Origin of the sequence: Streptomyces griseus (assembly GCF_001715295.1) — a bacterium.
Taxonomy (GTDB): domain Bacteria; phylum Actinomycetota; class Actinomycetes; order Streptomycetales; family Streptomycetaceae; genus Streptomyces; species Streptomyces griseus_G.
The window spans coordinates 1,250,299-1,273,557 of sequence record NZ_MDKB01000002.1; the positions used below are offsets into that span (position 1 = coordinate 1,250,299).

Genomic DNA, 23,259 nt, shown 5'->3' on the forward strand with positions numbered 1-23,259 from the left:
GCGCGCTAACCGCGCCGCCGCCGGAGACCGATCCAGGCCACGGCGACGACCGCGAGGAGTACGGCGCCCCCGGTCACGGTGCCCTTCTGCGAGTCGTCCCCGCCGCTCCCGCCCGCAGCGGAGGAGGCCGCACCGCTCCCGCCGGAGGACGGCGCCCCGCCGCCGGCCTGTCCCTCGACCTCCACGCGCACCACGCGGCTCCGCTCCCCCTCGGAGCCGAACATCATGGCCGAGCCGTCGGCCGTGTACGTGACCGACTCGGCCTGCCCCATGAGCGGCACGGTCACCCGGTAGTCCGCCCCGAGCCGCCCGTCGGCGAAGGCGTAACCGCGGGTGCTGAAGTAGGAGCGGAGCACCAGGTTCTTCCCGTCCGGCGAGAACGCCCCGTCCGTCACCCACGGCACCTCGCCCACGCGGCGGAACACGTTGGTCCCGCCTGTGGAGAGTTCCTCGGGGCCCTCGTAGAGCCCGCCGCCGTCCTCGTTCTTGGAGGCGATGTACACCCGCCCGGTCTTCGGGTGGACCATCATCGCCTCGGCGTTGCGCGGCCCGTCGGCGTACTTCACGTCGTACTGCGTCGCCCGCACCGTGGCGTCGCCGAGCTTCGCGGGCTCGGGGAAGCGGTAGATCCACACGTGGTCCCAGGAGCCGTCGAGGTTGTCGCCGATGTCGCCGACGTACAGGTCGCCGTCCGGTCCGAGGGAGATCGCCTCCACGTCCCGGGGCTCCCCCACACCCCGCATGGTGATCGTCGCGACGGTCTTCCCGGTGCGGGAGTCGACGGCGTAGACGTACGGGCCGTCATCGCTGTCGTTGTGGGTCCAGTAGACGCCCGGGTGGATGCGGCTGGCCGCGAGACCACTGGACTCGGTGATCCTCGGGTCCTCGATCGTGAAGGTGCGGTCGGCCCCGTCCCCGCCGTCCGCCACGGCGGGTGTGACCGCCGGGAGGAGCAGGAGGGCGCCGGCGGTCGCGGTGAGCAGCGGTCTCATGGGACAAGTGTCCACCGTCACGTAGGGGGCGGTAGCAGGGATCGGCCATGATGTCGCCATGCGTTTTCTCCTGGTCGGCGACTCCATGACCATCGGGCGCTCCGGCGACTTCACCTGGCGCTACCGCCTGTGGCAGCACCTGGAGGCGACCCTCGGCGCCGGCGGGTACACGCTCACGGGACCGCGTACCGGGCTGTACGACTCCGAGGCGGACGCCCCGCTCTCCCAGGCGTACGGCGACCCCGCCTTCCCCGCGCCGGCGCGCCGGCACCTGGCCGGCTGGGGCGAGGGCTGGCTGCACATGGCTCCCGTCATCGCGGACGTGGTCGCCGGCACCCGCGCCGACGTGCTGCTCGTCTCGCTCGGTCTGATAGACCTCGGCTTCTACACCGACAGCGGGCAGACGGCCGCGAACGCCCGGGCCTTCGTCGCGGCGGCCCGCACCGCGAACCCGGACGTCAGGATGGTGCTCCTGCCCGTCATCCCGAACATACGGGCCGAGTCCGACGCCCCCTTCGCCGCCGAGTGCGAGCGCTTCAACCTGCTCCTGGCCGAGGCGGTGGCCGACCTGGACACCCCCCGCTCCCCTCTCGTACTGGCCCCGCGTCCGGCGGGTTACGACATCCACACGGACACCTACGACGGCACCCACCCGAATCCGAGCGGCGAACACCGGCTGGCGGGAGCCTTCGCGGACGCGATGTACCGGGCGTGGTCCGTGGGCGGCCCGTACGCGGGAGCCCTGGCGGCCGCCTGAGGGCACGGCCCGGAACCGGGCGGGTGGCCAGGAGCGTCGTCGTGACGGACGGCGCCGTTCCGCACGGACACGGCACGAGGAGCGACCGAGCGGACCTGGCAGGCGATGACGAAACCGGGGAAAGGCCCTGCGCGGCGCGGCTGGAGACAGGGGCGCGTCCTGGCGCTGCTCGCCGTCCTGGTCGCCTGCCTCCTCGTCTTCCACGGCGCCGTGCCCCAGACGCCCGGCCGGATGGGCAGCCTGCTGGAAACGTTTCTTCCCTGGCTCGGACTGGCCGTCCCGGTCCTGCTGGTCCTCGCGCTGGTGCGCCGCTCGTATCTCGCGACGGCCGCCCTCGCGTTGCCCGTCGCGGCGTGGACCGCTCTCTTCGGCGGTCTCGTGTTCTCCCACGAGGGCATCCCCCGCGACGGCTCCTCCCCCGGCGACGGGCCGGCGCCCCGACTCACGGTGGTGCAGCACAACGTCAGCGACGTGAACCCCGATCCGGCGGCCACCGCACGGGCGCTGGCGGCGGTGGGGGCCGACCTCGTCGCGCTGGAGGAGCTGACACCCTCCGCCCTGCCGGCGTTCGAGGCGGCTCTGGCCGCGGACCATCCGCACCACGCGACCCGGGGCACGGTCGGGCTCTGGTCGGCGTACCCCCTGACGGACGTACGCCTCGTGGACATCCGGCCGCGGGGGGTCGGCGAGGGCTGGAACCGCGGGCTGCGGGCCACCGCCCGGACACCGTGGGGAGAGGTCGCCGTCCACGTGGCCCACCTGCCCTCGGTCCGGCTCGGGCCGGCCGACGGCTTCAGCTCCGCTCTGCGGGACGAGAGCGCCGTCCTCCTCGGCGAGGCCGTCGCGGCGGAGCGCCTGGACCGGGTGGTCCTGCTCGGCGACCTCAACAGCACGGTGGACGACCGGGGGCTGGCCCCGGTCGTCTCCCGGATGAGCGTCCCGGCCTCGGGGTTCGCGTTCAGCTGGCCGGCCTCCCTGCCCGTCGCCCGTATCGATCAGGTCCTGACCCGTTCCGCGACGGTCACCGGCATCCGGTCGCTGCCCGCGACGGGAAGCGACCACCTGCCCGTCACCGCGCGCATCAGGTGGTGAGACAGGTGGCCCGGGCGACCGCCGCGACGGGGTCGTGAGGCGGCCGCGTGCCGGGGCGGGGCCGCAAGGTCCGGTGGACGGCCGCACGCCTACCCGGACCCGCAGGCCGCCTGCGGGAGGAGGATGAAGCGTGGGCCGGGGCCCCTCACTCCACCGTCTCGGTACCCAGCATGGCGAGCCCGAGCTGGGTCAGTTCGGCCGACACCTCGTCAGGGCGGGCCCTCCGGGGGCGGCGGGCGTGATGCGCCATGAGCTCGTGGACGGTCCCGACCATCACCATCACCACGACCCGGTGGTCCCGCTCCTCCGCCTCGCCGCGCACCGCGGCCCGTTCGGCCTCACCGGTCAGGAAGTCGGCCCACAGGTCCCGCCAGCGCTTGCAGTGCTCGTCGACCGCCGGGCTCACTCCCAGCACCTCGACGAACGTGACCCGGGCCTCACGCAGGTCCCGGGTCACGGCGGACACGTACGCGTCGAACAGGCGCCGGAAGCGCTCGGCCACCGGACAGTCGTCCATCCCCTCGGAGAGCAGGGCCCGTTCGGCGGCCCGCAGCCCGTTCGTCGTGACCTGGTTGTGCAGGGCGGTCAGCACTCCCTCCCGGGAGCCGAACTCCTCCCGCAGCACCTCCTCCGGCACTCCGGCCGTCGCGCACAGCGCCCACTCCGACGTCTGCGCGTAGCCGTAGACACCGAACAGTTCCAGCCCCGCGTCGAGGAGCTGCTCGCGGGCCCCCGCGCGCGTCCTGTCGACCGTGCCGGTCACCTGATCCACCGAGACATCCACCACGGGTCCTCCTTCGTCTGCCGCGTCCCCCACCGTTCGCGGCAGCGGCTGACCGGGGCCGCGAGCGCGGAAGAGGGCTTCGTCACCTCTGCGTGGCGCGTGCGCCATTGTCCCGGGCCCGCCTCCGTGCCCCTTCTCCGCCGCGCCGCCCGGCGGGGGGTGAACCCCAGTTCGGGATCGGCCCGGCGCGCCCCGGGCGCACGCCGGGCGGCGCACGCCCGAGGCAGGGAGACCCGGGTCACGGCAGGCCGTGTCACAGGGAGCGGGGCTACCTCGTCCCAGAGGTGCGGCAACTCACCACGACGTAGGAGCACACCATGGAAAAGCGACTCGACTACTTCGCCGACCCGACCGCCGGCAAGGCCCTCAAGCACCTCATGGCGGCGGGTACGGCCATCAAGGACTCGGCGCTGCCGGCCACGACGCAGGAGCTGGTGGCGTTGCGCGTGAGCCAGATCAACGGCTGCGCCGTCTGCGTCGACATGCACACCAAGGACGCCGCCGCCGCCGGTGAGACCCCGGTGCGGCTGCACCTGGTGGCGGCGTGGCGTGAGGCCACCGTCTTCACCGACGCCGAACGTGCCGCGCTGGAACTCGCGGAGCAGGGGACCCGGGTGGCCGACGCGGCCGGCGGGGTCGGTGACGGGGTGTGGGCCTCCGCCGCCGAGCACTACGGCCAGGAGGCGCTCACCGCCCTGGTGCTGCTGATCTCGTTCATGAACACGGCGAACCGGCTGAACATCATCGCCCGGCAGCCGGCCGGAGACTACGTGCCCGGACAGTTCCGCTGATGCGCCGGGCACGGAACGCCGCTCCGGACGAGGAGTCGACGTGAGCAAGGTCGAGGACTTCGAGGAACTGCGGCCCCTGCTGTTCTCGATCGCCTACCGGATCCTGGGCAGCGTGAGCGAGGCCGAGGACGCGGTACAGGAGACGTGGCTGCGCTTCGACGGCTCGGCGACGGTGCCCGCATCGCCCAAGGCCTTTCTGTCGACCGCCGTGACACGGGTCTCGATCGACGTACTGCGTTCGGCTCGGGTGCGGCGGGAAAAGTACGTCGGGCCCTGGTTCCCCGAGCCGCTCCTGAACGACCCGTACGAGGATCCGGCACGGTCGGTGGAGCTGGCGGACTCCGTGTCGATGGCGGCCTTGCTGCTGCTGGAGCGGCTCAGCCCGCTGGAGCGGGCGGTCTTCCTGCTACGGGAGGTGTTCGCCTTCGGGTTCGACGACGTCGCCGTTGCGGTGGGTCGTTCGGAGGCGGCGTGCCGGCAGCTGCTCGTACGGGCCCGGCGGCACATGGAGGCCGGGCGGCCTCGGTTCGAGGCAGACCGGCAGGAGCGGCAGGAGCTGGCGGAACGCTTCTTCGAGGCGCTGAAGGACGGCGAGGTGGGCGAGCTGCGGAGTCTGCTGGCCGCAGACGCGCAGATGGTCGGGGACGGCGGCGGCAAGGCTCCACAGCTGGCCAAGCCGGTCGTCGGCGCGGAGCGGGTGGCCCGGATGCTGGGGACGTTCATCCCCTGGCTGTTCGAGATCGACGTGACGTTCGAACCCCGGGAGGTCAACAGCCGGCCGGGCGCGATCTTCCGCGACCGGGACGGCAGGGTCCTGTACGCGATGGTCCTCGAGGTGCTCGACGGCCGGATCCGGACCATCCGCACGGTGACCAACCCCGACAAGCTCGGCCACCTCGGGCCGGTCGCCGACGCCTGGGCCGTCGACCGGGAGGTGAAGCGAACCCGCCGCCGGACGCATCCCTGACCCGGCCCGCGGCGCGGCCGCCGGTCCGGGATGCCGCCGAGGGAGCGCGGGGTCCCGGACGGGCAGCGGCCGCCGGCCCGCCGAGGTGCCCGAGCGAGACCCACGGGTCGGACACGGCCCGCTGAACCCTCACAACCCCGGACACGTCCGCCACCGGCACCTCCGACCAGGGACACACCGGCCTCGACTGCGGGCCGGACCGTGGGCGGATCCGGCGGCGGCCGCCGGCCCGCCGAGGTGCCCGAGCGAGACCCACGGGCCGGACACGGCCCGCTGAACCCTCACAGCCCCGCACACGTCCGCCACCGGCACCTCCGACCAGGAACGCACCGTCTCGGCTGCGGACCCCGGGCCGCCTGGGCCCCCTCCGAGGGCCCGGGCGGCCCCCGTCGGCCCCCGTCCTCCTGTCGCGCGAGACGCGGAGGAGCCGCACGCTGAACGAGAGACCGCGGCGAGGGCCGGGCGCGGCATCGGCTCGAACGACGCGTCCGCCGTCGCGCCATCGCCCTACCCAGGAGGCGGCCGTGAGCACAGCACCCACCCCTGTCACCCCCGTCGAGGTGACCCGTGACGCCTTCCTCTCCATCGCCACGGGAGACCTGGACCGGTTCGCCGAACTGCTCCACGAGAACGTCGTCTACGACATCGTTCCGGTCGGCATGCGCCACGGCCGGCCGGCCGTGCGGAGGTACTTCGAAGAAGTCCGCCGGGCCATGCCGGACGTCACGATGACGCTCGAGCACGTGGTCGGCGACGACCGTCACGCTGCGGTGAAGTGGCATCTGGCGGGTACCTTCACGGGGACGCCGTATCAGGGCGTCGCCCCCAACGGGCGCCGGATCGAACTGGCGGGCATCGACTTCACCGAGGTGGACGAGGGCCGCATACGGCACGCGCGCACCGTGTTCGACGGTGCGGGGGTGGCGCGCCAGATCGGTGTGCTGCCCACGCGCGGTTCGATCGCCGACCGCGCCGTCACCCGCGCGTTCAACGCGAAGACCCACGCGGCGGACCGCTGGGAGGAGCGCCGCAGGGCCCGGCGCCCGGGCGCGTCGCGGAAGTAGCGCCGTCCGGCCGAAGGGCAGGCTCGGCGGCGCCCGGTGCGTGCGATCCCGGGGCGGGAGGGCCCCCGGTACCGGGTACCGGGAGGATCCCGACCGCGCACCCCCGTGCGCTCCGCTAGCGCTCCGGGAAGCGCTCCCCGCACGCGCTGCAGAACACGGGGGCCCGGTCGGCCGACAGACGGCCGCACGCCGGGCAGACCAGGTCCAGCATGCACGGGGCCTCACCGCCCTCGGCCCCCGCCGGCGGACCGGCGGCCGGGCTGATGGCGAGCCCCGGGCGGCGGCGGTGCACGGTGAGGTACGTCAGCCCCTCGGGTCCCGCTTCCAGGGCACGTCGGGCGGTGCGGGGCAGCCAGGTCACCGTCGTCGGGACGAGTTGCAGCGTGTCGCCGCCGGTGCGCAGCGAGCCGCTGCCTCCGAGGACGACCAGGAGCACGTCCAGCACGTCCTCCTGGTGCTCCCCCACCCCGGCGCCCGGTGGCAGGCGGACGACGTTGGCGTCCAGCTCCCGTCCTTCTTCGGCGAGACGCCACAGGGCGCCGCGCCGTTCCGGGGCTGCGGCTGCGAGGAGTTCGTCCAGGACGGCAAGGACCTGAGGAGTCGCGTTCACGGGCGCCACGGTACGCCCGGCGGCACGGCACGCGCCGGGCTGCCGTGCGCGGCGACGGGGCGCCGCCCGGTCACCTGCCCGCCGGAGCCCCGGCCGGATCCGCTCCGGATCCCCGGTGCCCCGGCCCCCTCCCCCACGCCGGGTCCCGTCGCACGCCACCGAGCCGTGGGAGCCGCCTCCACGAACCATGGACCGGGCGGGACGTACCCGCCGACCGAACCGTGCGGCCACGGGACGCCGGACGCGTGCGACGGCAACCGCGTGTCCGGGAGGTTCGGTCAGGCGGCGCGGCCGAGGTAGGCACGACCCGGCCCGCCGGGGAACCCTCTTGCTTCGAGCGCGCTCGAAGGCGTTGGGTGGGGAGACATGAAGTACACGCAGCTCGGACGCACCGGACTCAAAGTCAGCCGCCTCGTCCTGGGGACGATGAACTTCGGCCCCCAGACCAACGAGAGCGACAGCCACGCACTCATGGACGCCGCCCTGGACGCGGGCGTCAACTTCTTCGACACCGCCAACGTCTACGGCTGGGGCGAGAACAAGGGCCGCACCGAGGAGATCATCGGCACCTGGTTCGCGCAGGGCGGCGACCGCCGCGACAAGGTCGTCCTCGCCACCAAGGTCTACGGCAACATGGCCGCCGACGGGGAGCCGTGGCCCAACCACGACAAGCTCTCCGCCCTCAACATCCGCCGGGCCGTCGACGCCAGCCTCAAGCGGCTGCAGACGGACCACATCGACCTGTACCAGTTCCACCACGTCGACCGGTCCACCCCGATCGACGAGATCTGGCAGGCCATCGACGTACTGATCCAGCAGGGCAAGATCCTGTACGCGGGCTCCTCCAACTTCTCCGGCTACAAGATCGCCCAGGCCAACGAGCGAGCCAGGCAGCGGGGCAGCTACGGCCTGGTCAGCGAGCAGTGCATCTACAACCTGATGGAGCGCGGCGCCGAGATGGAGGTCATCCCGGCCGCCCAGGAGTACGGCCTCGGCGTGATCCCGTGGTCGCCGCTGCACGGCGGGCTGCTCGGCGGCGCGATCCGCAAGGAGCGTGAGGGGGGCGGCACCCGGTCCACGTCCGGCCGCGCTGGCGAGGCGCTCGCCGACCCGAAGCAGCGGGCGCAGGTCCAGGCCTACGAGGACCTGCTGGAGAAGCACGGCCTGGAGCCGGGCGAGGCCGGCCTGGCCTGGCTGCTGACCCGGCCCGGCGTCACGGGCCCCATCTCCGGTCCGCGTACGCGGGAGCAGCTCGACTCCGCACTGCGTGCGGTGGAGCTGGAGCTCCCGGACGAGGTGCTGACCGGGCTGGACGAGATCTTCCCCGGCCCGGGCCCGTCGCCGGAGAACTTCGCCTGGTAGCGGCATCGTCGGCGGACGGCCGTTCCCGGGGGTCAGCCCCCGAGGGCGGCCGCCGCCGCGACGACGAGGAACATCAGCACGAGCACGGCCGCCATGATGCGGTTTCTGGTCTTCGGGTCCACCCGACGAGCGTAACCGCCCCGCTCACCTCCCCAGCGGCCAGGCCCGTACCACCTCGTACCGGGGCTGCTCACCCGGCACCCCGTCCACGGGGAGGTGGCTGCGTACGAGACTGAGCTCGCCGGCCTCCCAGTGCGTGCCGTCGAATCCGCCGAGCGCCTCGGCGAACGGGCCCAGATCGGCCGGGATCCGGCTGCGGGCCAGGGTGAGGTGCGGGGTGAAGCGGTGGCGTTCCTCCATCGGCACCCCGGCCTTGCGGGCGGCGGCGTGGGAGCGCTGGGCCAGCAGTCGCAGGGCGTCCAGGCCGCCCGCCGCCCCGGCCCACAGCGCCCGCCCGTCGAATCTTCCGCCACCGTGGATGCGGCAGGGGAAGGGCTCGGTGCGGTGCGCGGCCCGCCCCAGCCGTATGTACAGCTCAGGCAGCAGCTCCTCGTCAACGTGGCCGAGGAAGGCCAGGGTGTAGTGCCAGCCCGCGGGAGCGGTCCAGCGGAGTTCCCCGGCGCCCGGCAGCTCGTGCAGCGCGGCCACGGCTCCGGACAGCTCCTCGGCTGCTGCGGAGGGTGGCAGGACGGCGGCGAAGAGTCTCTGGCTGCTCATGGGGCGAGTGTCGCAGCGTCCCGACGTGTCCTGGGTGCCGGGCCTATCGTTGTACTACGCGGCTGCCCGCGCCGTGCGGCAGCGGGGAGGAGCGGCACGATGACCGTCGTAGACACCGACAGGATCGACATGGCCGACACCAGCGACGAGCGCACCTTGGACATGATGTTCGAGTGGCTTGAGCCCACCCCCGAGGGATTCAAGGTCGAGATCGTCGAGGGGAACGTCTACATGTCGCCGCAGCGGGACACGCACTGGGAGATCATTTTCGACATCCTGGAGCAACTGCGTGCCGCTTACCCGCGCAAGCGCCTCAAGACGGATGTGCGCATCGACTTCCCGGGCCGCCTCAACGGCTTCGCCTCCGACGTGGTCGCTCTCGCGGAGGAGGCCGCCAAGGACGCCAAGGGCCGCTGGCGCTACCAGGACATCGAGTTCGTCGCCGAAGTCATCTCCAAGGACACCGCCGCCAACGACTACGGCTCCAAGAAGGCCACCTACGCCACCGCGGGGGTACCGGTGTACCTCATCGCCGACCCGTACACGGGCACGTGGCACCTCCACACGCTCCCCAAGGACGACGAGTACCGCAGCACACTGAGCCTCGACTTCGGCGCCGCGATCGACCTCACCGGGACGGTCGTGGGCCTCACGCTGGAGACCGGCGACTTCCCCCGCGACTGAAAGGCGAAACGCCGCCCTCTCCGAGGAGGAGCAGGGCGGCGTCCGTGGGCCGGTTCAGGCCGCCGTGGCCAGCTGCTCGCGCGGAACTATTCGCACGTGCGGACGGCCCGACCGCAGGTCGAGCTTGAGGCGGAGGCCGCCGACCCGGGTCAGCATGAACCCGACCCCGACCGCTGCCAGCACCGAGACCGCCCCACCGGCCGCCATGCCGATCCGGGCACCGTAGGCGTCGCTGATCCAGCCGACGATCGGGGCGCCCACCGGAGTGCCTCCGGCGAAGACCATCATGTACAGGCTCATCACCCGGCCCCGCATCTCCGGGTCGGCGGCCATCTGGACGCTCGTGTTGGCGCTGATGTTGGTCGTCAGGCCGATCATGCCGATCGGGACCAGCAGCAGCGAGAACATCCAGACGGACGGGGACAGCGAGGCGGCGATCTCCAGCAGTCCGAACAGCGTTCCCGCGGCCACCAGCATGCGCAGCCGCGAGGAGCGGCGGCGGGCGGCGAGCAGGGCCCCGGCGAGGGAGCCGGCCGCCATCAGGATGTTGAAGAACGAGTACATCCCGGCGTCGCCGTGGAAGACGTCGTCCGCGAAGGCCGTCAGGAAGATCGGGAAGTTGAAACCGAAGGTGCCGACGAAGCCGACCAGGACGATCGGCCAGACCAGCTCGGGCCTGCCGGACACGTAACGCAGACCCTCGCGCAGCTGTCCCTTGGCCCGCTTGACGGTCACGGACGCGTGGAGCTCGCTCGTACGCATCATCATCAGGCCGACGAGCGGGGCGATGAAGGACAGCCCGTTGAACATGAACGCCCAGCCGCTGCCGACCGTGGTGATCAGGACACCCGCGACGGCGGGGCCGATGAGCCGGGCGGACTGGAAGTTCGCCGAGTTCAGGCTGACGGCGTTGCGCAGCTGCGCGGGGCCGACCATCTCGGAGACGAACGACTGGCGCGCCGGGTTGTCGACGACGGTGACCATGCCGAGCAGGAAGGCGATCAGGTAGACGTGCCAGACCTCGACGACACCGGAGAGGGTCAGGACGGCGAGTGCGATCCCGCACAGGCCGAGCGCCGCCTGGCTGATGAGCAGCAGGCGCCTCTTCGGGAGCCGGTCGGCGATGACGCCGCCGTACAGGCCGAAGAGCAGCATCGGGAGGAACTGGAGTGCCGTGGTGATACCGACGGCGGCGGCGGACCCGGTGAGGCTCAGGACGAGCCAGTCCTGCGTGATGCGGGACATCCAGGTACCGGTGTTGGAGATCACGGCGCCCGTGGCGAACAGGCGGTAGTTACGGATCTTCAGCGACGAGAAGGTCCCGCCGGTCTTGCTCTCGTGGGTGGAAGTCGGTGCGGGGGCGGAGTCTGCTCCGGATCCCGTACTCAAAAGAGTTCGCCTCCTCGGGCGTGGACGACGTACGTACGGACGGGGACGTGCCAGGGGGCGCGGGCCGCGGGCCTGCGCCCCGCCGGGTCAGAGGTGGGCGAGCTTCTCCAGCACGGGCGCGGCGGCCCGCAGCTTCTCCCACTCGTCCTCGTCCAGGCCCCCGGCGAGCTCGGCCAGCCAGGCGTTCCGCTTGGAGCGGCTCTCGGCGAGCATGGCTTCCGCCTGCTCGGTCCGGCTGACCATCTTCTGCCGGCGGTCATCGGGGTGCGGTTCGAGTCTGACCAGACCCTTGGCCTCGAGCAGCGCCACGATGCGCGTCATCGACGGCGGCTGCACGTGCTCCTTGCGGGCCAGCTCACCGGGGGTGGCGGAGCCGCAACGGGCAAGTGTACCGAGCACCGACATCTCGGTGGGGCTCAGCGACTCGTCGACGCGCTGGTGCTTCAGGCGCCGGCCCAGCAGCATCACGGCCGAGCGGAGGGAGCTCACGGCGGCGGCTGCGTCGCCGTCGTGGATCAGGTCAGGCATGTTTATTAGCCTAACTCATTAGCTACACTAAAGACCAGCCGGTGGTACACGCGCGAGAAACTGACCACCCGAACGAGTGAGTATGGGCCGGAAAGACTCCCGGAACGGCCATGTGTGCCGCGACGCTGCATGGCATGGGATCGACAGTGCTCAGCCTGCGCATGGACGGTGAGCTGCTCGACCGGCTCCGCCGGCACGCCGCCAGACGCGGCATGAGCGTCCAGGACTACGTGGTCCGCACGCTCGTCCGCGACGATTTCGACGAACGCTTCAACGCCGCCGTCGACGAGACGGAGAAGTTCTACGGGGCGGACCCCCGTCAGGCCGGCCGGGCGGACCGGGTGACATGACGGGGATCCGCCCCGTAGGACGTGGTGCCGGGAGCCTTACGTGAGGCCGAGCGCGGGCATCGCGTAGTAGAAGACGAAGACTGCGGAGACCACGTACATCGCCGCCGGCACCTCCCGGCCGCGGCCCGCCACCAGGCGCATCAGGCTGAAGGAGACGAAGCCGATGCCGATGCCGTTGGTGATCGAGTAGGTGAGCGGCATCATCAGCATCGCGAGGAAGGCCGGGATCGCGAGCGTGAGGTCGCTCCAGTCGATGTCCCGCACGGAGCCCGCGAGGATCAGGAACCCGACCGCGATCAGGGCCGGAGTGGCGGCCTGCGAGGGGACCATCGTCGCCAGCGGCGTCAGGAACAGCGACACCGTGAAGAGCAGGCCGGTCACCACGCTGGCGATGCCGGTACGGGCGCCCTCGCCGACGCCCGCCGTGGACTCGACGAAGCAGGTCGTGGCGGAGGAGGAGCTCGCGCCGCCCGCGGCGACGGCGACACCGTCGATGAACAGGACCTTGTTGATCCCGGGGAACCTGCCGTCCTGGTCCATGAGCTTCGCCTCGTCGCCGACGCCGAGGATGGTGCCCATCGCGTCGAAGAAGCAGGACAGCAGCACGGTGAACACGAAGAGGACGCCCGTGAGGATGCCCACCTTGCCGAAGCCGCCGAACAGGCTGACCTGGCCGAGCAGCCCGAAGTCCGGGGAGGCGACCGGATTGCCCGGCCACTCGGGGACGGTCAGTCCCCAGGCGCCCGTGGGCAGGCCGGCGACCGCGTCGATGACCAGCGCGACGACCGTCATGGCGACGATGGAGATGAGGATCGCGCCCGGGACCTTGCGGACGATCAGCGCCAGGGTCAGCAGCGTGCCGAGGACGAAGACGAGCACCGGCCATCCGTTGAGGTGACCGTCGCTGCCGAGCTGGAGCGGCACCGTGGTGTGCGCGGCGTCCGGCATCCGGGAGACGAAGCCCGAGTCGACGAGACCGATCAGCAGGATGAACAGGCCGATCCCGATGGCGATGCCCTTGCGGAGCGATCTCGGTACGGCGTTCATCACGCGTTCGCGCAGACCGGTGGCGACCAGCAGCATCACCACGATGCCCGCGAGGACGACCATGCCCATGGCGTCGGCCCAGCTCATCCGGGGGGCGAGCTGGAGGGCGACGACGGTGTTGACGCCGAGACCGGCGGCGAGCGCGATCGGCACATTGCCGATGACGCCCATCAGGAGCGTGGAGAACGCCGCCGACAGCACGGTGGCCGTGACGAGCTGGCCGCCGTCGAGCTGGTGCCCGTACAGGTCCTTCGCGCTCCCGAGGATGATCGGGTTGAGCACGATGATGTACGCCATCGCGAAGAACGTGGCGAATCCGCCGCGGATCTCGCGGGCGACCGACGACCCCCGCTCGGAGATCTTGAAGTAACGGTCCAGGCCGTTGCGCGGCTGCGGGGCCGACGGCGGCACGGAGTCGACCGGAGCGGTGGCCGAGGGGGGCATGTAAGGACCTCAGTCATGACTTAGGGGGGAGAAAAATGGTCAGCCTTGGACTTTCGCACGAATAAAACGAGACATCCATAAGCGGATTCAGTATGAATACATAAGGCGAAGATCGCTATCTCCGCGCGTAGACCGCCGCGCCGCCTGGCCGGGCCCCGTGAGGACGCACGACCGAGGGGTGGGCGTCGTGCGCCGTTCGGGCGTCCCGTTCCTCCCTCCGCCCGGCGCGGGGCGGAGGGAGGAATGTCCGGCCCGTGAGCGCGGGAGGAGGAGCGGCCCCGGTAGCGGCGCTCGCGGGGCACCGGAGCGCCCTCGCGGTGGAGCCACCTGCCTGCGACGCGGTGGGCGTACGTGCCGGACGCCGCCACGCCGCAGGCAGGTGCCAGGCACCCGCCGGCCATGGACCGCCCCGCGCTCCCCGGTGGGCCGGCGCGCGGGGCCGGATGCGGGGCGTCGCCCGGCGGAGGGGCGTTCCGCCCACGGGAGGGACCTGGACGTTCCGACCGGGCGGCGAGGTGCCGTGGCTGTCCTCGCGCGCCCGCCGTGAACCGCAGGACTGCCCGTAGACTGGGCGCATGGAGAAGTGGACACCTCGGCACGAGGCACCCGAGCCCCTGGAGGGTCCCGTCGTCGCCACCGTGACCGGGGGCACGATCCTCTGGTTCGTCCTCTTCCTCGCGCAGCTCCCCTTCTACGGCTGGTTCGACGACCACGGCCACACGTGGTGGATCTGGACCTGCCTCGCCGGGGCCGGGCTCGGCCTGATCGGCATCTGGTACGTACGGGGACGGGATGCCGCGATCAAGCGGGCCGCCGCCGGAGGAACCGCCCCGGACGGATCCGTCCCGGACGCCGGCGTCCGGCACTGAAAGCTCCCAGCGGCGGCGTCCGCCCGCATACGTCCACGGGACCATCCGGGTCCCCCCGCGGTCGGATCTTCCGGCTCCCCGGCGGGTGAACCGCCTCTCGCGCCCGTACCGTCGGATCCATGACGCAGCGGGCACTCGACTCCTCCGGTGACCGGCCGGACTCCGGACGGACTTCCCCTCCGCCCGCACCACCCTCGGGACTGACCACCTCCGAGGTCGCCGAGCGGGTCGCCCGGGGCGAGGTCAACGACGTACCGGTCCGGTCGTCCCGCTCGGTCACCGAGATCGTCCGGGCCAACGTCCTCACCCGCTTCAACCTGATCATCGGTGTGCTCTGGGTGATCATGCTGAGCGTCGCACCGATCCAGGACAGCCTCTTCGGCTTCGTCATCCTCGCCAACACCGGCATCGGCATCGTCCAGGAGTGGCGCGCCAAGAAGACCCTGGACAACCTCGCGGTCATCGGCGAGGCGAAACCGACCGTCCGCCGCGACGGGACGTCCGCCGAGGTCTCCGTCTCCGAGATCGTCCTCGGCGACCTCATCGAGCTCGGCCCCGGCGACAAGGTCGTCGTGGACGGTACGGTCGCCGAGGCCGACGGCCTGGAGATCGACGAGTCGCTCCTGACCGGTGAGGCCGACCCGGTGATCAAGCAGCGCGGGGACGCCGTGATGTCGGGCAGCTTCGTCGTCGCGGGCGGCGGCTCCTTCACCGCCGTGAAGGTCGGCCGTGAGGCCTACGCCGCGCAGCTCGCCGAGGAGGCCTCCCGCTTCACCCTCGTCCGGTCCGAGCTGCGCAGCGGCATCAGCACGATCCTCAAGTACGTGACGTGGATGATGGTGCCGACCGCGCTCGGGCTGATCATCAGCCAGCTCGTCGTCAAGAACGACAACTTCAAGGGGGCGGTGGCCCGCACCGTCGGGGGCATCGTCCCGATGATCCCCGAGGGACTCGTCCTGCTCACCTCGGTCGCCTTCGCCATCGGGGTCGTCCGGCTCGGCCGCAGGCAGTGCCTGGTGCAGGAGCTCCCCGCCATCGAGGGCCTGGCCCGGGTCGACACCGTCTGCCTGGACAAGACCGGCACACTGACCGAGGGCGGCATGGACGTCACCGAGGTCCGCCCGCTGAACGGCGCCGACCGGGCCTACGTCGGCCGTGTCCTGGGCGCGCTCGGCGCCTCGGACCCGCGGCCCAACGCCAGCCTCCAGGCCGTCATCGACGCCTGCCCGGACGGGCAGGACTGGGCCGTCACGGCGGCCATGCCGTTCTCCTCCGCCCGCAAGTACAGCGGCGCCGCCTTCACCGAGGGCGGCGGCGAGGCGTCGGCCTGGCTCCTCGGCGCGCCCGACGTGCTGCTCCCGGACGACGACCCCGCCCTGGCCGAGACCGGACATCTCAACGAACAGGGGCTACGGGTCCTGCTCCTCGCCCGGGTACGGGGCGAGCTGCACGCGCCCGACGCGGCCGCCGGTGCCGTACCCACCGCGCTGATCGTCCTGGAACAGCGGCTGAGGTCGGACGCCGGAGCCACCCTGGCCTACTTCGCCGACCAGAACGTCGCCGCCAAGGTCATCTCCGGGGACAACGCCGTCTCGGTCGGCGCGGTCGCCCAGAAACTGGACATGCCGGGGTCCGAACATCCGGTGGACGCCCGCCGGCTGCCCGCGGACCCCGACGACATGGCGAGCGTCATCGAGCGCAACGCCGTCTTCGGCCGCGTCACCCCGCAGCAGAAGCGGGAGATGGTCGGGGCCCTCCAGACGCGCGGGCACACGGTCGCGATGACGGGCGACGGCGTCAACGACGTCCTGGCGCTGAAGGACGCCGACATCGGCGTCTCCATGGGATCGGGCTCGGAGGCGACCCGCGCCGTGGCCCAGATCGTGCTCCTCGACAACAGCTTCGCCACGCTCCCGTCGGTCGTCGCGGAGGGCCGCCGGGTCATCGGCAACATCACCCGGGTGGCCACCCTGTTCCTGACGAAGACCGTCTACTCGGTGCTCCTGGCGATCCTGGTGGTCTGCTTCCGGGTGGAGTACCCGTTCCTGCCGCGCCACCTCACCCTGCTCTCCACGCTGACGATCGGGGTCCCCGCCTTCTTCCTGGCGCTCGCGCCGAACAAGGAGCGGGCCCGGCCGCACTTCGTCCACCGGGTGATGCGCTACGCGATCCCGTCCGGGGTCATCGCGGGGGCCGCCACCTTCGTCGCGTACGTGATGGCCCGGCACCACTACTCCGGCCCGGGCGCGCTGGAGGCCGAGACGAGCGCGGCGACGCTCACGCTCTTCCTCGTCTCGATGTGGGTCCTGGCGATCATCGCCCGCCCGTACACCTGGTGGCGTCTCGCCCTGGTGGCGGCGATGGGCCTGTGCTTCGTGGCCGTGCTGGCCGTGCCGTCGCTCCAGCACTTCTTCGCGCTGAAGCTGGTGGGCGCGGTCATGCCGTGGGCGGCCGTGGGGATCGCCGTGGTCGCGTCGGCCCTCCTGGAGCTGGCCTGGCGGCTGGTGGGCCGACGCTTCCCCGGCTGAGGACCCGCGCGGCGCGCCCCTCTCAGTCGAACCAGCGGTCCCGGGCCAGCTCCTCCGTACGGGACGGGTCCTCCAGCAGGGCGGCCACCTCGAAGCGGCGCGGCCACTGACCGGCGGCCCACGCCAGGCCCGCCGCCACGCCCTCCAGCGTGGCGGCGTGGACCGTGCCGTCCGGGGTGCGCCGCCAGTCGAGCTCCACGCCGCCGGCCCGCAGTTCGCCGTGCTCGACGTAGGTGTCCGGGGTCCCGGCGCCGAGCAGGACCCGCACGGAGTCCGGCACCCGGCGCTCCTCGCCCTCCGTGGTCACCTCGGCCTCGACGGACTCGCCGAGCCGCCGCACCTGGAGCAGGTCCGCCAGCTCCGCCGCCCTGGCCGGGGCGACCGGCAGCAGAGGGAGTCCGCCGGTCAGCGGCAGCAGGTCCGGGGCGTCGGCGATCAGGGCGTCCGCCGCGTCGACCACCCGCACCTCGTCGTCGACGACGGCCCGCAGTTCGTCGGGCAGCGTGACCTGGTCCGGGTCCAGCTCGGCGAGCGCGGTGTAGAGCGAGTGCAGCTGTACGGGGCCGACGGGGCGGTCCTCGTCGGCGAGCCGTCCCAGCAGCTCGGCTGCGCCGCCGGGCTCGTCCAGCAGCGCGGCCACCGACGTCCGTACGCCGAGGGCGCGCAGCACCTGTGCGTCGTCGAAGCCCGTCGCGTCGGCGGGGTCGTAGAGGCCGGCCAGGCGCGGGTCGCCGCCCGCGGCGCGCAGGCCCGCCGGATGCCGGCCGCCGAGGACGGGGTGGTCGCGCAGCCACCACGCCGTGTACGGGCGCACGGACTGCGTCGTGCCGTCGGGCAGGAGCACCCGTACCGGCTGGATCAGCGCGTCGCGCAGCGGCGGGCGGGCGAGCAGGGCGAGCGCCTGGGGCCAGGCGTCGTCGTCGACGAGGTCGAGGTCGCGTACGGCGACCAGCTCGGTGGCGACCGGCGGCACCGGGGTGTCCGGCAGCTGGTCGAGCACGTCCTCGCACCACACGTCGACGGCGTCGAGCAGTCCGGCGTCGTCCGGCTCGGCGAAGTCGCCGTCCCGGGGCTCGAGTTCGTCGGGGTCCAGCACGACGTCGGTGGCCCGTACGAGTGCGAAGGTGGCCAGCACCCCGCAGGCGGTGAGGGGCTGTTCGCCCCATCGCTCGGCCAGTTCCCCGTCGCACAGGGCGAGTTCGCCCGCGCGCATCACCTGGGCGAAGGGGCTGCCGGGCAGCACCAGCTCACCTGCGGGCGCGGGTTCGCCGTCCTCGTCGGGCAGGGCCAGGGCGCCCAGCCAGGGCTCGTCGCCCGGTCCGAGGTCCGCGTCCCGTACGAGGGTGAGGACCGTGTCGGCGAGCTCGTCGCCGTCCAGGGCGTCCTCGTCCCAGATCTCCCCCGCGTCCAGCGACCCGGCCACGGCGGCCCGGACCTGCGGGGTCGTCAGGACGGCCCGGGGCGTGGCGGGCAGGGCGCCCAGCTTCTCCAGCAGCGGGTGGACGGCGTCCGGGTGGGCGACCTTGAGGCCGAGCCGGGACAGCCGGGCGAGGACGGGTGCGGTCAGCGCGTCGGGCAGCGGGAGCAGGACCTGACGGGGCCCTACGGTCGTGCGGGGCGGGTGTCCGTCCGTGGCTCCGGCCAGCGGCACGGGGAGGCCGGAGAGACGGTCCGGGTCGACCCCGGCCAGGCTGTCGTACAGCCGCCGCCACCAGCCGGGCTCGCGCTCCAGACCGGCCAGCCGGTCGATGGCCTCGGTCAGCGGGACGCGGGCCACCCCGAGCGTACGGAGCTCCGCGCGGCGCTCCAGTCCGGCGGGCAGCAGGCAGGGCAGGACCTCGGCGAGGACCCGTACGGTCCCGGCGCCCACGCCCTCGACCACCTCTGCCTCGACGGGCCGCAGCCCGGCCGCCCGGCCCGGGGTGCCGCCGTCGGTCTCCCAGTCACCCGGCCGGCCGTCGGCGGCGTCCGGGTCGCGGGGCGCGGCGGGCTCCAGGAAGGCGATCCGGGGCAGCCGCTCCAGGATCGCGGCCCGCAGCGCACCGTCCAGCACTCCCTTGCCGAGCGGCCCGGGGACGAGCGCGATCGTGGCGACGGACAGGGGCTCCCAGCCGGCGAGCAGCTCGGCGTACGCGTCGGCCGCGCGCTGCACCAGGAAGTCGGTCAGCGGTCCGGGCGCGGGGTGCCGGCGGGAGGTGTCCAGCGGCAGGGAGGCGATGAGCAGCGCGGGAACACCGAGGGGTTCGTCGGTGGGCGTCGGCGCGTGCACGACCGGGGCCGTACGGGGGTGCTCGGGCCCTCCGTCGTCGCCGACGGGCACGGCCCAGGTCACCGACCAGTGCGGCCGCAGCCGTTCCTCGACGGGCCGGCCGGCCAGCAGCGCGGGCTCGACGGGACCGTGGTGGGCGACCGTCCGCCAGCGGCGCGTCCCGTGCGCGGAGTCGTCGACGTGTGTGTACGGACCGTGCTGCGACCGGGTCAACGTCCGCACGGTGTCCGGGGTTTCGAGGACGATCTCGTCGAGGCCGGGAAGCGTGAGCAGGAGTGCGTCGTCCACCCCGGCGAGCAGCCGGCCGACGAGGTCCTCGGCGACGCCGTCGCGGAGTGGAAGGACGACGACGGTGTCGTACCCCTCGGGTGCGGAGCCCTCGGCGGGCAGCGGGAGCCGGAGCAGCGGCACATGGCCGTCGCGGCGGCGGAGCTCGTCACCGAGACCGGGACTGCCGACGGCGGCCTGCCGGGCGAGGTCGCGTGCCTCGGCGAGGGACCAGCGGACGCCGCCGTGGCGCCCGATGACGGCGGGCTCGTCGCTGACGGCGAGCACCGCGGCGAAACCGACGCCGAAGCGGCCCACGGACGCCTCGTGGCCCTCGCGCTTGGCGGAGGCCCGCAGGGTGCTCAGGGACTCGACGCCGGTGGCGTCCAGCGGGGCGCCCGTGTTGGCGGCGGCCAGGACGGCCCTGCCGTCGCCCGCCTCGTGCAGGGTGAGCCGGAGCCTGCCGGGGACGCCCGCGCGGGCGGCGGCGTCGGCGGCGTTCTGGGCGAGCTCGACGACCAGGCGGTCGCGGTAGCCGCCGAGGGCCAGGTCCTCCTCGGCGTTGGCGTCCTCCCGGAAGCGGGCCGGACCGGCGCCCCAGGCGTCGAGCACGCCGCGCCGCAGCCGCGCCGTCCCGAACGGATCGGCCCCCTCGGTCGCATTCACGCCCACGCTCGTAACTCCGCTCTTCCGGTGACCCACCACGCCCAGTGTGCGCCCGAAGGTACCGCGCGCGAAGCCCGTCCCGTACCGCCCCCGTGACCGCACCGTACGGCGGCCGTGCCGCGCGGGGGACCCGGGGCGGGCGCGGGATTCCGTGCATCGTGGGGGCCGGGTGCGCACCGGCCCGCGGGAACGGCCGCGCGTCGGCCCGCCCCGCACGTCACGGGAGGGCGCGGGGCCCGGCTCGGCGGCGGCAGCGGCCCCGGTGGGTCAGGAGTGCCCGAGGTCCTCGGTCCGGCCGTCCGGGTGGGACGGGACCGAGCCGGAGTCGTCCGCCGGCCGCAGCGAGTACGTGTCCACCCGCATCGTGTCCATCGCGTGCGGCGCCCGCTGCGGCGGCTTCGGCATCACCGCGGCCTCGGAGTGCCCGCCGCAGCCGTAGGACAGCGAGACCACACGGCCGTCCGCCGGGGCGAACTCGTTCGCGCACACCCCGAAGGCCTGCTTCAGCGAACCGGCCATCGGCACCAGGAAGGCGCACGTCACACAGGAGGCGGGTGCCGCCTGCGCCATCGGCGTCTGCGCGCCGAACGCCTCGTCCCACCGCTCCGCCGCCAGCCGCAGGCCGTACCGGGACAGCACCCGCGCTCGGCGCGTACCGAGTTCCTCCGCGACCGAGGCGATCGAGCCGCGGCTCGTCCCCGGCCGGGTCGTCAGCTCCGCGTCCTCGACGTCCACGAGGGCCGCCAGCTCCTGGGACACGTCGGAGACCGCGGAGTTCGGCGGCGGCTCGTCCTCGCCGGTCCAGCCGGGCTCCAGGCGGGGGTCCTCCGCCTCCGTGGGAAGCAGGTCGCCGGGGCCCATGTCGCCGGGCCTCAGCCGCTCGCTCCACGGCACCCACTCGGGCGCCAGGAGCGCGTCGGTCCCGGGCAGCAGCACCGTTTCGTCAAGGGTGACCCTCTTGGCGCGGGAGGCCCTGGCGACCGTCACCGCCCAGCGCCAGCCCCGGTAACCGGGCATCTCGCTCTCGAAGTAGTGCGTGACGACCCGGTCCCCTTCGGAGACGAGGCCCACGTGTTCACCGACCACTCCGGGAGCGGCGGCCTCCTCGGCCGCCGCGCGTGCGAGGTCTACCGCCTCGGCGCACAGGCGGTCGGGGGCGGGGGTACGGGCCGTACGGCTTCGCGTCGTCGCAGCACTCACAGGTCTCGCTTCTCTCCATACGCCGTCTCACGAGCGCGCCAGCAGCTCCATCGATGTCCGATTTCGGCCATGACGGTCGTGGGCGGAGCGGACCTGGGGGCCGCGTCGACGTCCACACCCGTTGTGCCTGCCTCGGGCGCGCCTTCTGTCACCCATTCTGCGGGATCAGAGAGGCGCGCGGCCAAGAACAACCGCCGGTGGCGCGTGAGTGCACGCTACCCTCTCCGCCGCCCGGCGCCCACCTGCCCGTCCCGATCGGCACCGGATCCGCAGCCGGACCCGGGCCGCAGCGGGCCTGCCGGGGCGGATCCGGCCCGGCCGCGGGCGGCCCGCGCGTCGCTTCCCGGCCATGTCGAGGGGCCGGACGACTCACCCGACAGAGCGCCCCGCGGCCGCGCCCCGGCTCTATCCCGGTTCGGGACGGCGGGGGGTGGGGCACTATGACCACGTGGCCGCCACCAGGTCGTCCGAGGAGACCGGTCCGCTCCGCAGGGCGGGCCGGGCGACGGGCCGTGTCCTGCGCGCCCCGTTCACGGCCACCGCGCGGGGCGTCCGCAGGGCGACCCACGCCCACGGGGCCGGCGAGTCCGGTCTGGGCAAGCTGATCGAACTGCACGCGGTCAACGGCGCGGGCGACGTGATGATCACCGTGGCACTCGCCTCCACGGTGTTCTTCTCCGTGCCGACGGACGAGGCCCGCGGGCGCGTCGCCCTCTACCTCGCCGTGACGATGGCCCCCTTCACCCTGCTGGCCCCGGTGATCGGTCCGCTCCTGGACCGCCTGCCGCACGGCCGCCGCGCCGCGATGGCCGGCGCGATGTTCGCCCGGGCGGTGCTGGCGCTCACGATGTCGGGCGCCGTTGCCACGGGCGGACTGGAGCTCTATCCGGCGGCGCTGGGCGTCCTGGTCTCCTCCAAGGCGTACGGGGTCGTGCGCAGCGCCGTCGTGCCCCGGCTGCTGCCACCCCGCTTCTCCCTCGTGAAGGCCAACTCACGGGTCACCCTGGCCGGACTGCTGGCCACGGGGGTGGCGGCACCGATCGGGGCGGGGCTGCAGAGCGTCGGATCGTCCTGGCCGCTCTACGGCGCCTGCGTGATCTTCCTCGGCGGGACCGTCCTCGCCTTCACCCTGCCGCCCAAGGTGGACTCGGCCAAGGGCGAGCGCAAGGCCCGCCTCGTCCCGCCGCACGGCGAGGCCGCCCCGCCCGCCCCGGCCCGCCGGGGGGACGGCCGGAAGAGCGGTGGGAAGGGCAGGAGGAACGGGCGGAGCAAGCCGCCGGGGCTGCGGTCGGTCGGCCCGGCCGTCCTGCACGGTCTCCAGGCCAACGCCACGCACCGCGCGCTCTCCGGCTTCCTGATCTTCTTCCTGGCCTTCCTGCTGCGTGAGAATCCGCTCGCCGGGCAGAGCGCCGCCGTCTCCCTGGGGATCGTCGGCGTCGCGGCCGGGGCGGGGAACGCCTGCGGTACGGCGGTGGGGTCCTGGCTCAGGGCCCGCGGCCCCGAGGTGATCATCGCGACGGTGCTGGGGCTCGCCCTGGGTGTGGCCGTCCTCGCGGCGGTGTTCTTCAGCACCGTGATGGTCGCCGCGCTCGGCGCGGTCGCCGGGTTCACCCAGGCCCTGTCGAAACTGTCCCTGGACGCGATGATCCAGCGGGACGTCCCGGAGGAGGTGCGCACGTCGGCGTTCGCCCGGTCCGAGACCCTGCTCCAGATGGCCTGGGTGGTGGGCGGGGCCATCGGCATCGCCCTGCCCCTCAACGAAGTCCTCGGCATGTCGGTGGCGGCGGGGATCCTCGCGCTCGGCGCCACCGCCTCCGTACGGGGCCTCCTGGGGGCCGCCCGGCGCGGCTCACCGCACCCCCGCGTGGCATGAGCGGTGGCG

General features: G+C 73.2%; 20 protein-coding genes. 11 read left to right on the forward strand and 9 right to left on the reverse strand.

Going from position 1 to position 23,259, the window contains the following annotated elements; genetic code table 11:
• Positions 1–5: 5 nt before the first annotated feature.
• The gene (locus BA175_RS12160; RefSeq protein WP_069171308.1) at positions 6–992 is read right to left on the reverse strand and encodes a hypothetical protein; all 987 of its coding nucleotides are present in this window, start codon (positions 990–992) and stop codon (positions 6–8) included.
• Positions 993–1,050: 58 nt separating this feature from the next.
• Between BA175_RS12160 and BA175_RS12165 the strand changes: the two genes are divergently transcribed.
• Both BA175_RS12165 and BA175_RS12170 read left to right on the forward strand, forming a co-directional pair.
• On the forward strand, positions 1,051–1,749 hold the full coding sequence (locus tag BA175_RS12165; RefSeq protein WP_069171309.1) for a GDSL-type esterase/lipase family protein: 699 nt from the start codon (positions 1,051–1,053) through the stop codon (positions 1,747–1,749).
• A gap of 105 nt (positions 1,750–1,854) precedes the next feature.
• A complete protein-coding gene (locus BA175_RS12170; RefSeq protein ID WP_069171310.1) occupies positions 1,855–2,841 on the forward strand; it encodes an endonuclease/exonuclease/phosphatase family protein in 987 nt (328 codons plus the stop codon).
• 145 nt (positions 2,842–2,986) lie between these two features.
• Here BA175_RS12170 and BA175_RS12175 read toward each other — a convergent pair whose 3' ends face one another.
• Positions 2,987–3,628 carry a TetR/AcrR family transcriptional regulator gene (locus tag BA175_RS12175; protein ID WP_069171311.1) on the reverse strand — a complete coding sequence of 214 codons (642 nt, stop codon included), beginning with the start codon at positions 3,626–3,628 and terminating at the stop codon, positions 2,987–2,989.
• 314 nt (positions 3,629–3,942) lie between these two features.
• On the opposite strand from BA175_RS12175, the gene BA175_RS12180 reads away from it, so the two are divergent.
• The 3 genes from BA175_RS12180 (at position 3,943) to BA175_RS12190 (ending at position 6,447) form a co-directional block, all read left to right on the forward strand.
• Entirely contained in the window at positions 3,943–4,416 is a 474-nt protein-coding gene (locus tag BA175_RS12180) for a carboxymuconolactone decarboxylase family protein (protein ID WP_069171312.1), read from the forward strand.
• A 40-nt stretch (positions 4,417–4,456) separates the two neighbouring features.
• A complete protein-coding gene (locus BA175_RS12185; protein WP_069171313.1) occupies positions 4,457–5,383 on the forward strand; it encodes an RNA polymerase sigma-70 factor in 927 nt (308 codons plus the stop codon).
• A gap of 524 nt (positions 5,384–5,907) precedes the next feature.
• A complete protein-coding gene (locus tag BA175_RS12190) occupies positions 5,908–6,447 on the forward strand; it encodes an ester cyclase (protein ID WP_069171314.1) in 540 nt (179 codons plus the stop codon).
• A gap of 115 nt (positions 6,448–6,562) precedes the next feature.
• On the opposite strand, the gene BA175_RS12195 is transcribed toward BA175_RS12190, so the two are convergent.
• A complete protein-coding gene (locus BA175_RS12195; RefSeq protein WP_069171315.1) occupies positions 6,563–7,057 on the reverse strand; it encodes a hypothetical protein in 495 nt (164 codons plus the stop codon).
• Positions 7,058–7,423: 366 nt separating this feature from the next.
• On the opposite strand from BA175_RS12195, the gene BA175_RS12200 reads away from it, so the two are divergent.
• On the forward strand, positions 7,424–8,419 hold the full coding sequence (locus BA175_RS12200; protein ID WP_069171316.1) for an aldo/keto reductase: 996 nt from the start codon (positions 7,424–7,426) through the stop codon (positions 8,417–8,419).
• 144 nt (positions 8,420–8,563) lie between these two features.
• On the opposite strand, the gene thpR is transcribed toward BA175_RS12200, so the two are convergent.
• Complete coding sequence (gene thpR / locus BA175_RS12205; protein ID WP_069171317.1) at positions 8,564–9,136, reverse strand: RNA 2',3'-cyclic phosphodiesterase; 573 nt, start codon at positions 9,134–9,136, stop codon at positions 8,564–8,566.
• Positions 9,137–9,235: 99 nt separating this feature from the next.
• Between thpR and BA175_RS12210 the strand changes: the two genes are divergently transcribed.
• Positions 9,236–9,820, forward strand: a complete 585-nt coding sequence (locus BA175_RS12210; protein WP_069171318.1) for a Uma2 family endonuclease — start codon at positions 9,236–9,238, stop codon at positions 9,818–9,820.
• 54 nt (positions 9,821–9,874) lie between these two features.
• Here BA175_RS12210 and BA175_RS12215 read toward each other — a convergent pair whose 3' ends face one another.
• A complete protein-coding gene (locus BA175_RS12215) occupies positions 9,875–11,209 on the reverse strand; it encodes an MFS transporter (RefSeq protein ID WP_069171319.1) in 1,335 nt (444 codons plus the stop codon).
• A gap of 87 nt (positions 11,210–11,296) precedes the next feature.
• Positions 11,297–11,737, reverse strand: a complete 441-nt coding sequence (locus BA175_RS12220) for a MarR family winged helix-turn-helix transcriptional regulator (protein ID WP_069171320.1) — start codon at positions 11,735–11,737, stop codon at positions 11,297–11,299.
• A gap of 134 nt (positions 11,738–11,871) precedes the next feature.
• Between BA175_RS12220 and BA175_RS12225 the strand changes: the two genes are divergently transcribed.
• A complete protein-coding gene (locus BA175_RS12225; RefSeq protein WP_107407553.1) occupies positions 11,872–12,087 on the forward strand; it encodes a hypothetical protein in 216 nt (71 codons plus the stop codon).
• A 36-nt stretch (positions 12,088–12,123) separates the two neighbouring features.
• Here BA175_RS12225 and BA175_RS12230 read toward each other — a convergent pair whose 3' ends face one another.
• Complete coding sequence (locus BA175_RS12230) at positions 12,124–13,578, reverse strand: NCS2 family permease (RefSeq protein WP_069171321.1); 1,455 nt, start codon at positions 13,576–13,578, stop codon at positions 12,124–12,126.
• A 575-nt stretch (positions 13,579–14,153) separates the two neighbouring features.
• Here BA175_RS12230 and BA175_RS12235 point away from each other — a divergent pair.
• Positions 14,154–14,447 (forward strand): DUF2530 domain-containing protein, encoded by a 294-nt coding sequence (locus BA175_RS12235; RefSeq protein ID WP_069171322.1) that lies wholly within the window; start codon positions 14,154–14,156, stop codon positions 14,445–14,447.
• A 119-nt stretch (positions 14,448–14,566) separates the two neighbouring features.
• Positions 14,567–16,975, forward strand: a complete 2,409-nt coding sequence (locus BA175_RS12240) for an HAD-IC family P-type ATPase (protein WP_069171323.1) — start codon at positions 14,567–14,569, stop codon at positions 16,973–16,975.
• Positions 16,976–16,997: 22 nt separating this feature from the next.
• Here the strand turns inward: BA175_RS12240 and BA175_RS12245 are convergent, their stop codons facing one another.
• Together BA175_RS12245 and BA175_RS12250 are read right to left on the reverse strand one after the other, a co-directional pair.
• Positions 16,998–20,177 (reverse strand): sacsin N-terminal ATP-binding-like domain-containing protein, encoded by a 3,180-nt coding sequence (locus BA175_RS12245; RefSeq protein ID WP_069172068.1) that lies wholly within the window; start codon positions 20,175–20,177, stop codon positions 16,998–17,000.
• A 267-nt stretch (positions 20,178–20,444) separates the two neighbouring features.
• Entirely contained in the window at positions 20,445–21,377 is a 933-nt protein-coding gene (locus tag BA175_RS12250; RefSeq protein ID WP_175420809.1) for a DUF3027 domain-containing protein, read from the reverse strand.
• 430 nt (positions 21,378–21,807) lie between these two features.
• Here BA175_RS12250 and BA175_RS12255 point away from each other — a divergent pair, with 430 nt between their 5' ends.
• Entirely contained in the window at positions 21,808–23,250 is a 1,443-nt protein-coding gene (locus tag BA175_RS12255) for an MFS transporter (protein WP_438947327.1), read from the forward strand.
• Positions 23,251–23,259 lie beyond the last annotated feature (9 nt).

Coding starts and splice junctions, on each gene's coding strand:
- BA175_RS12220 (WP_069171320.1), bottom strand. CDS start 11,737: ATGCCTGACCTGATCCACGACGGCGACGCAGCCGCCGCCGTGAGCTCC.
- BA175_RS12230 (WP_069171321.1), bottom strand. CDS start 13,578: ATGCCCCCCTCGGCCACCGCTCCGGTCGACTCCGTGCCGCCGTCGGCC.
- BA175_RS12235 (WP_069171322.1), top strand. CDS start 14,154: ATGGAGAAGTGGACACCTCGGCACGAGGCACCCGAGCCCCTGGAGGGT.
- BA175_RS12180 (WP_069171312.1), top strand. CDS start 3,943: ATGGAAAAGCGACTCGACTACTTCGCCGACCCGACCGCCGGCAAGGCC.
- BA175_RS12210 (WP_069171318.1), top strand. CDS start 9,236: ATGACCGTCGTAGACACCGACAGGATCGACATGGCCGACACCAGCGAC.
- BA175_RS12240 (WP_069171323.1), top strand. CDS start 14,567: ATGACGCAGCGGGCACTCGACTCCTCCGGTGACCGGCCGGACTCCGGA.
- BA175_RS12170 (WP_069171310.1), top strand. CDS start 1,855: ATGACGAAACCGGGGAAAGGCCCTGCGCGGCGCGGCTGGAGACAGGGG.
- BA175_RS12160 (WP_069171308.1), bottom strand. CDS start 992: ATGAGACCGCTGCTCACCGCGACCGCCGGCGCCCTCCTGCTCCTCCCG.
- BA175_RS12200 (WP_069171316.1), top strand. CDS start 7,424: ATGAAGTACACGCAGCTCGGACGCACCGGACTCAAAGTCAGCCGCCTC.
- thpR (WP_069171317.1), bottom strand. CDS start 9,136: ATGAGCAGCCAGAGACTCTTCGCCGCCGTCCTGCCACCCTCCGCAGCA.
- BA175_RS12165 (WP_069171309.1), top strand. CDS start 1,051: ATGCGTTTTCTCCTGGTCGGCGACTCCATGACCATCGGGCGCTCCGGC.
- BA175_RS12225 (WP_107407553.1), top strand. CDS start 11,872: ATGGGATCGACAGTGCTCAGCCTGCGCATGGACGGTGAGCTGCTCGAC.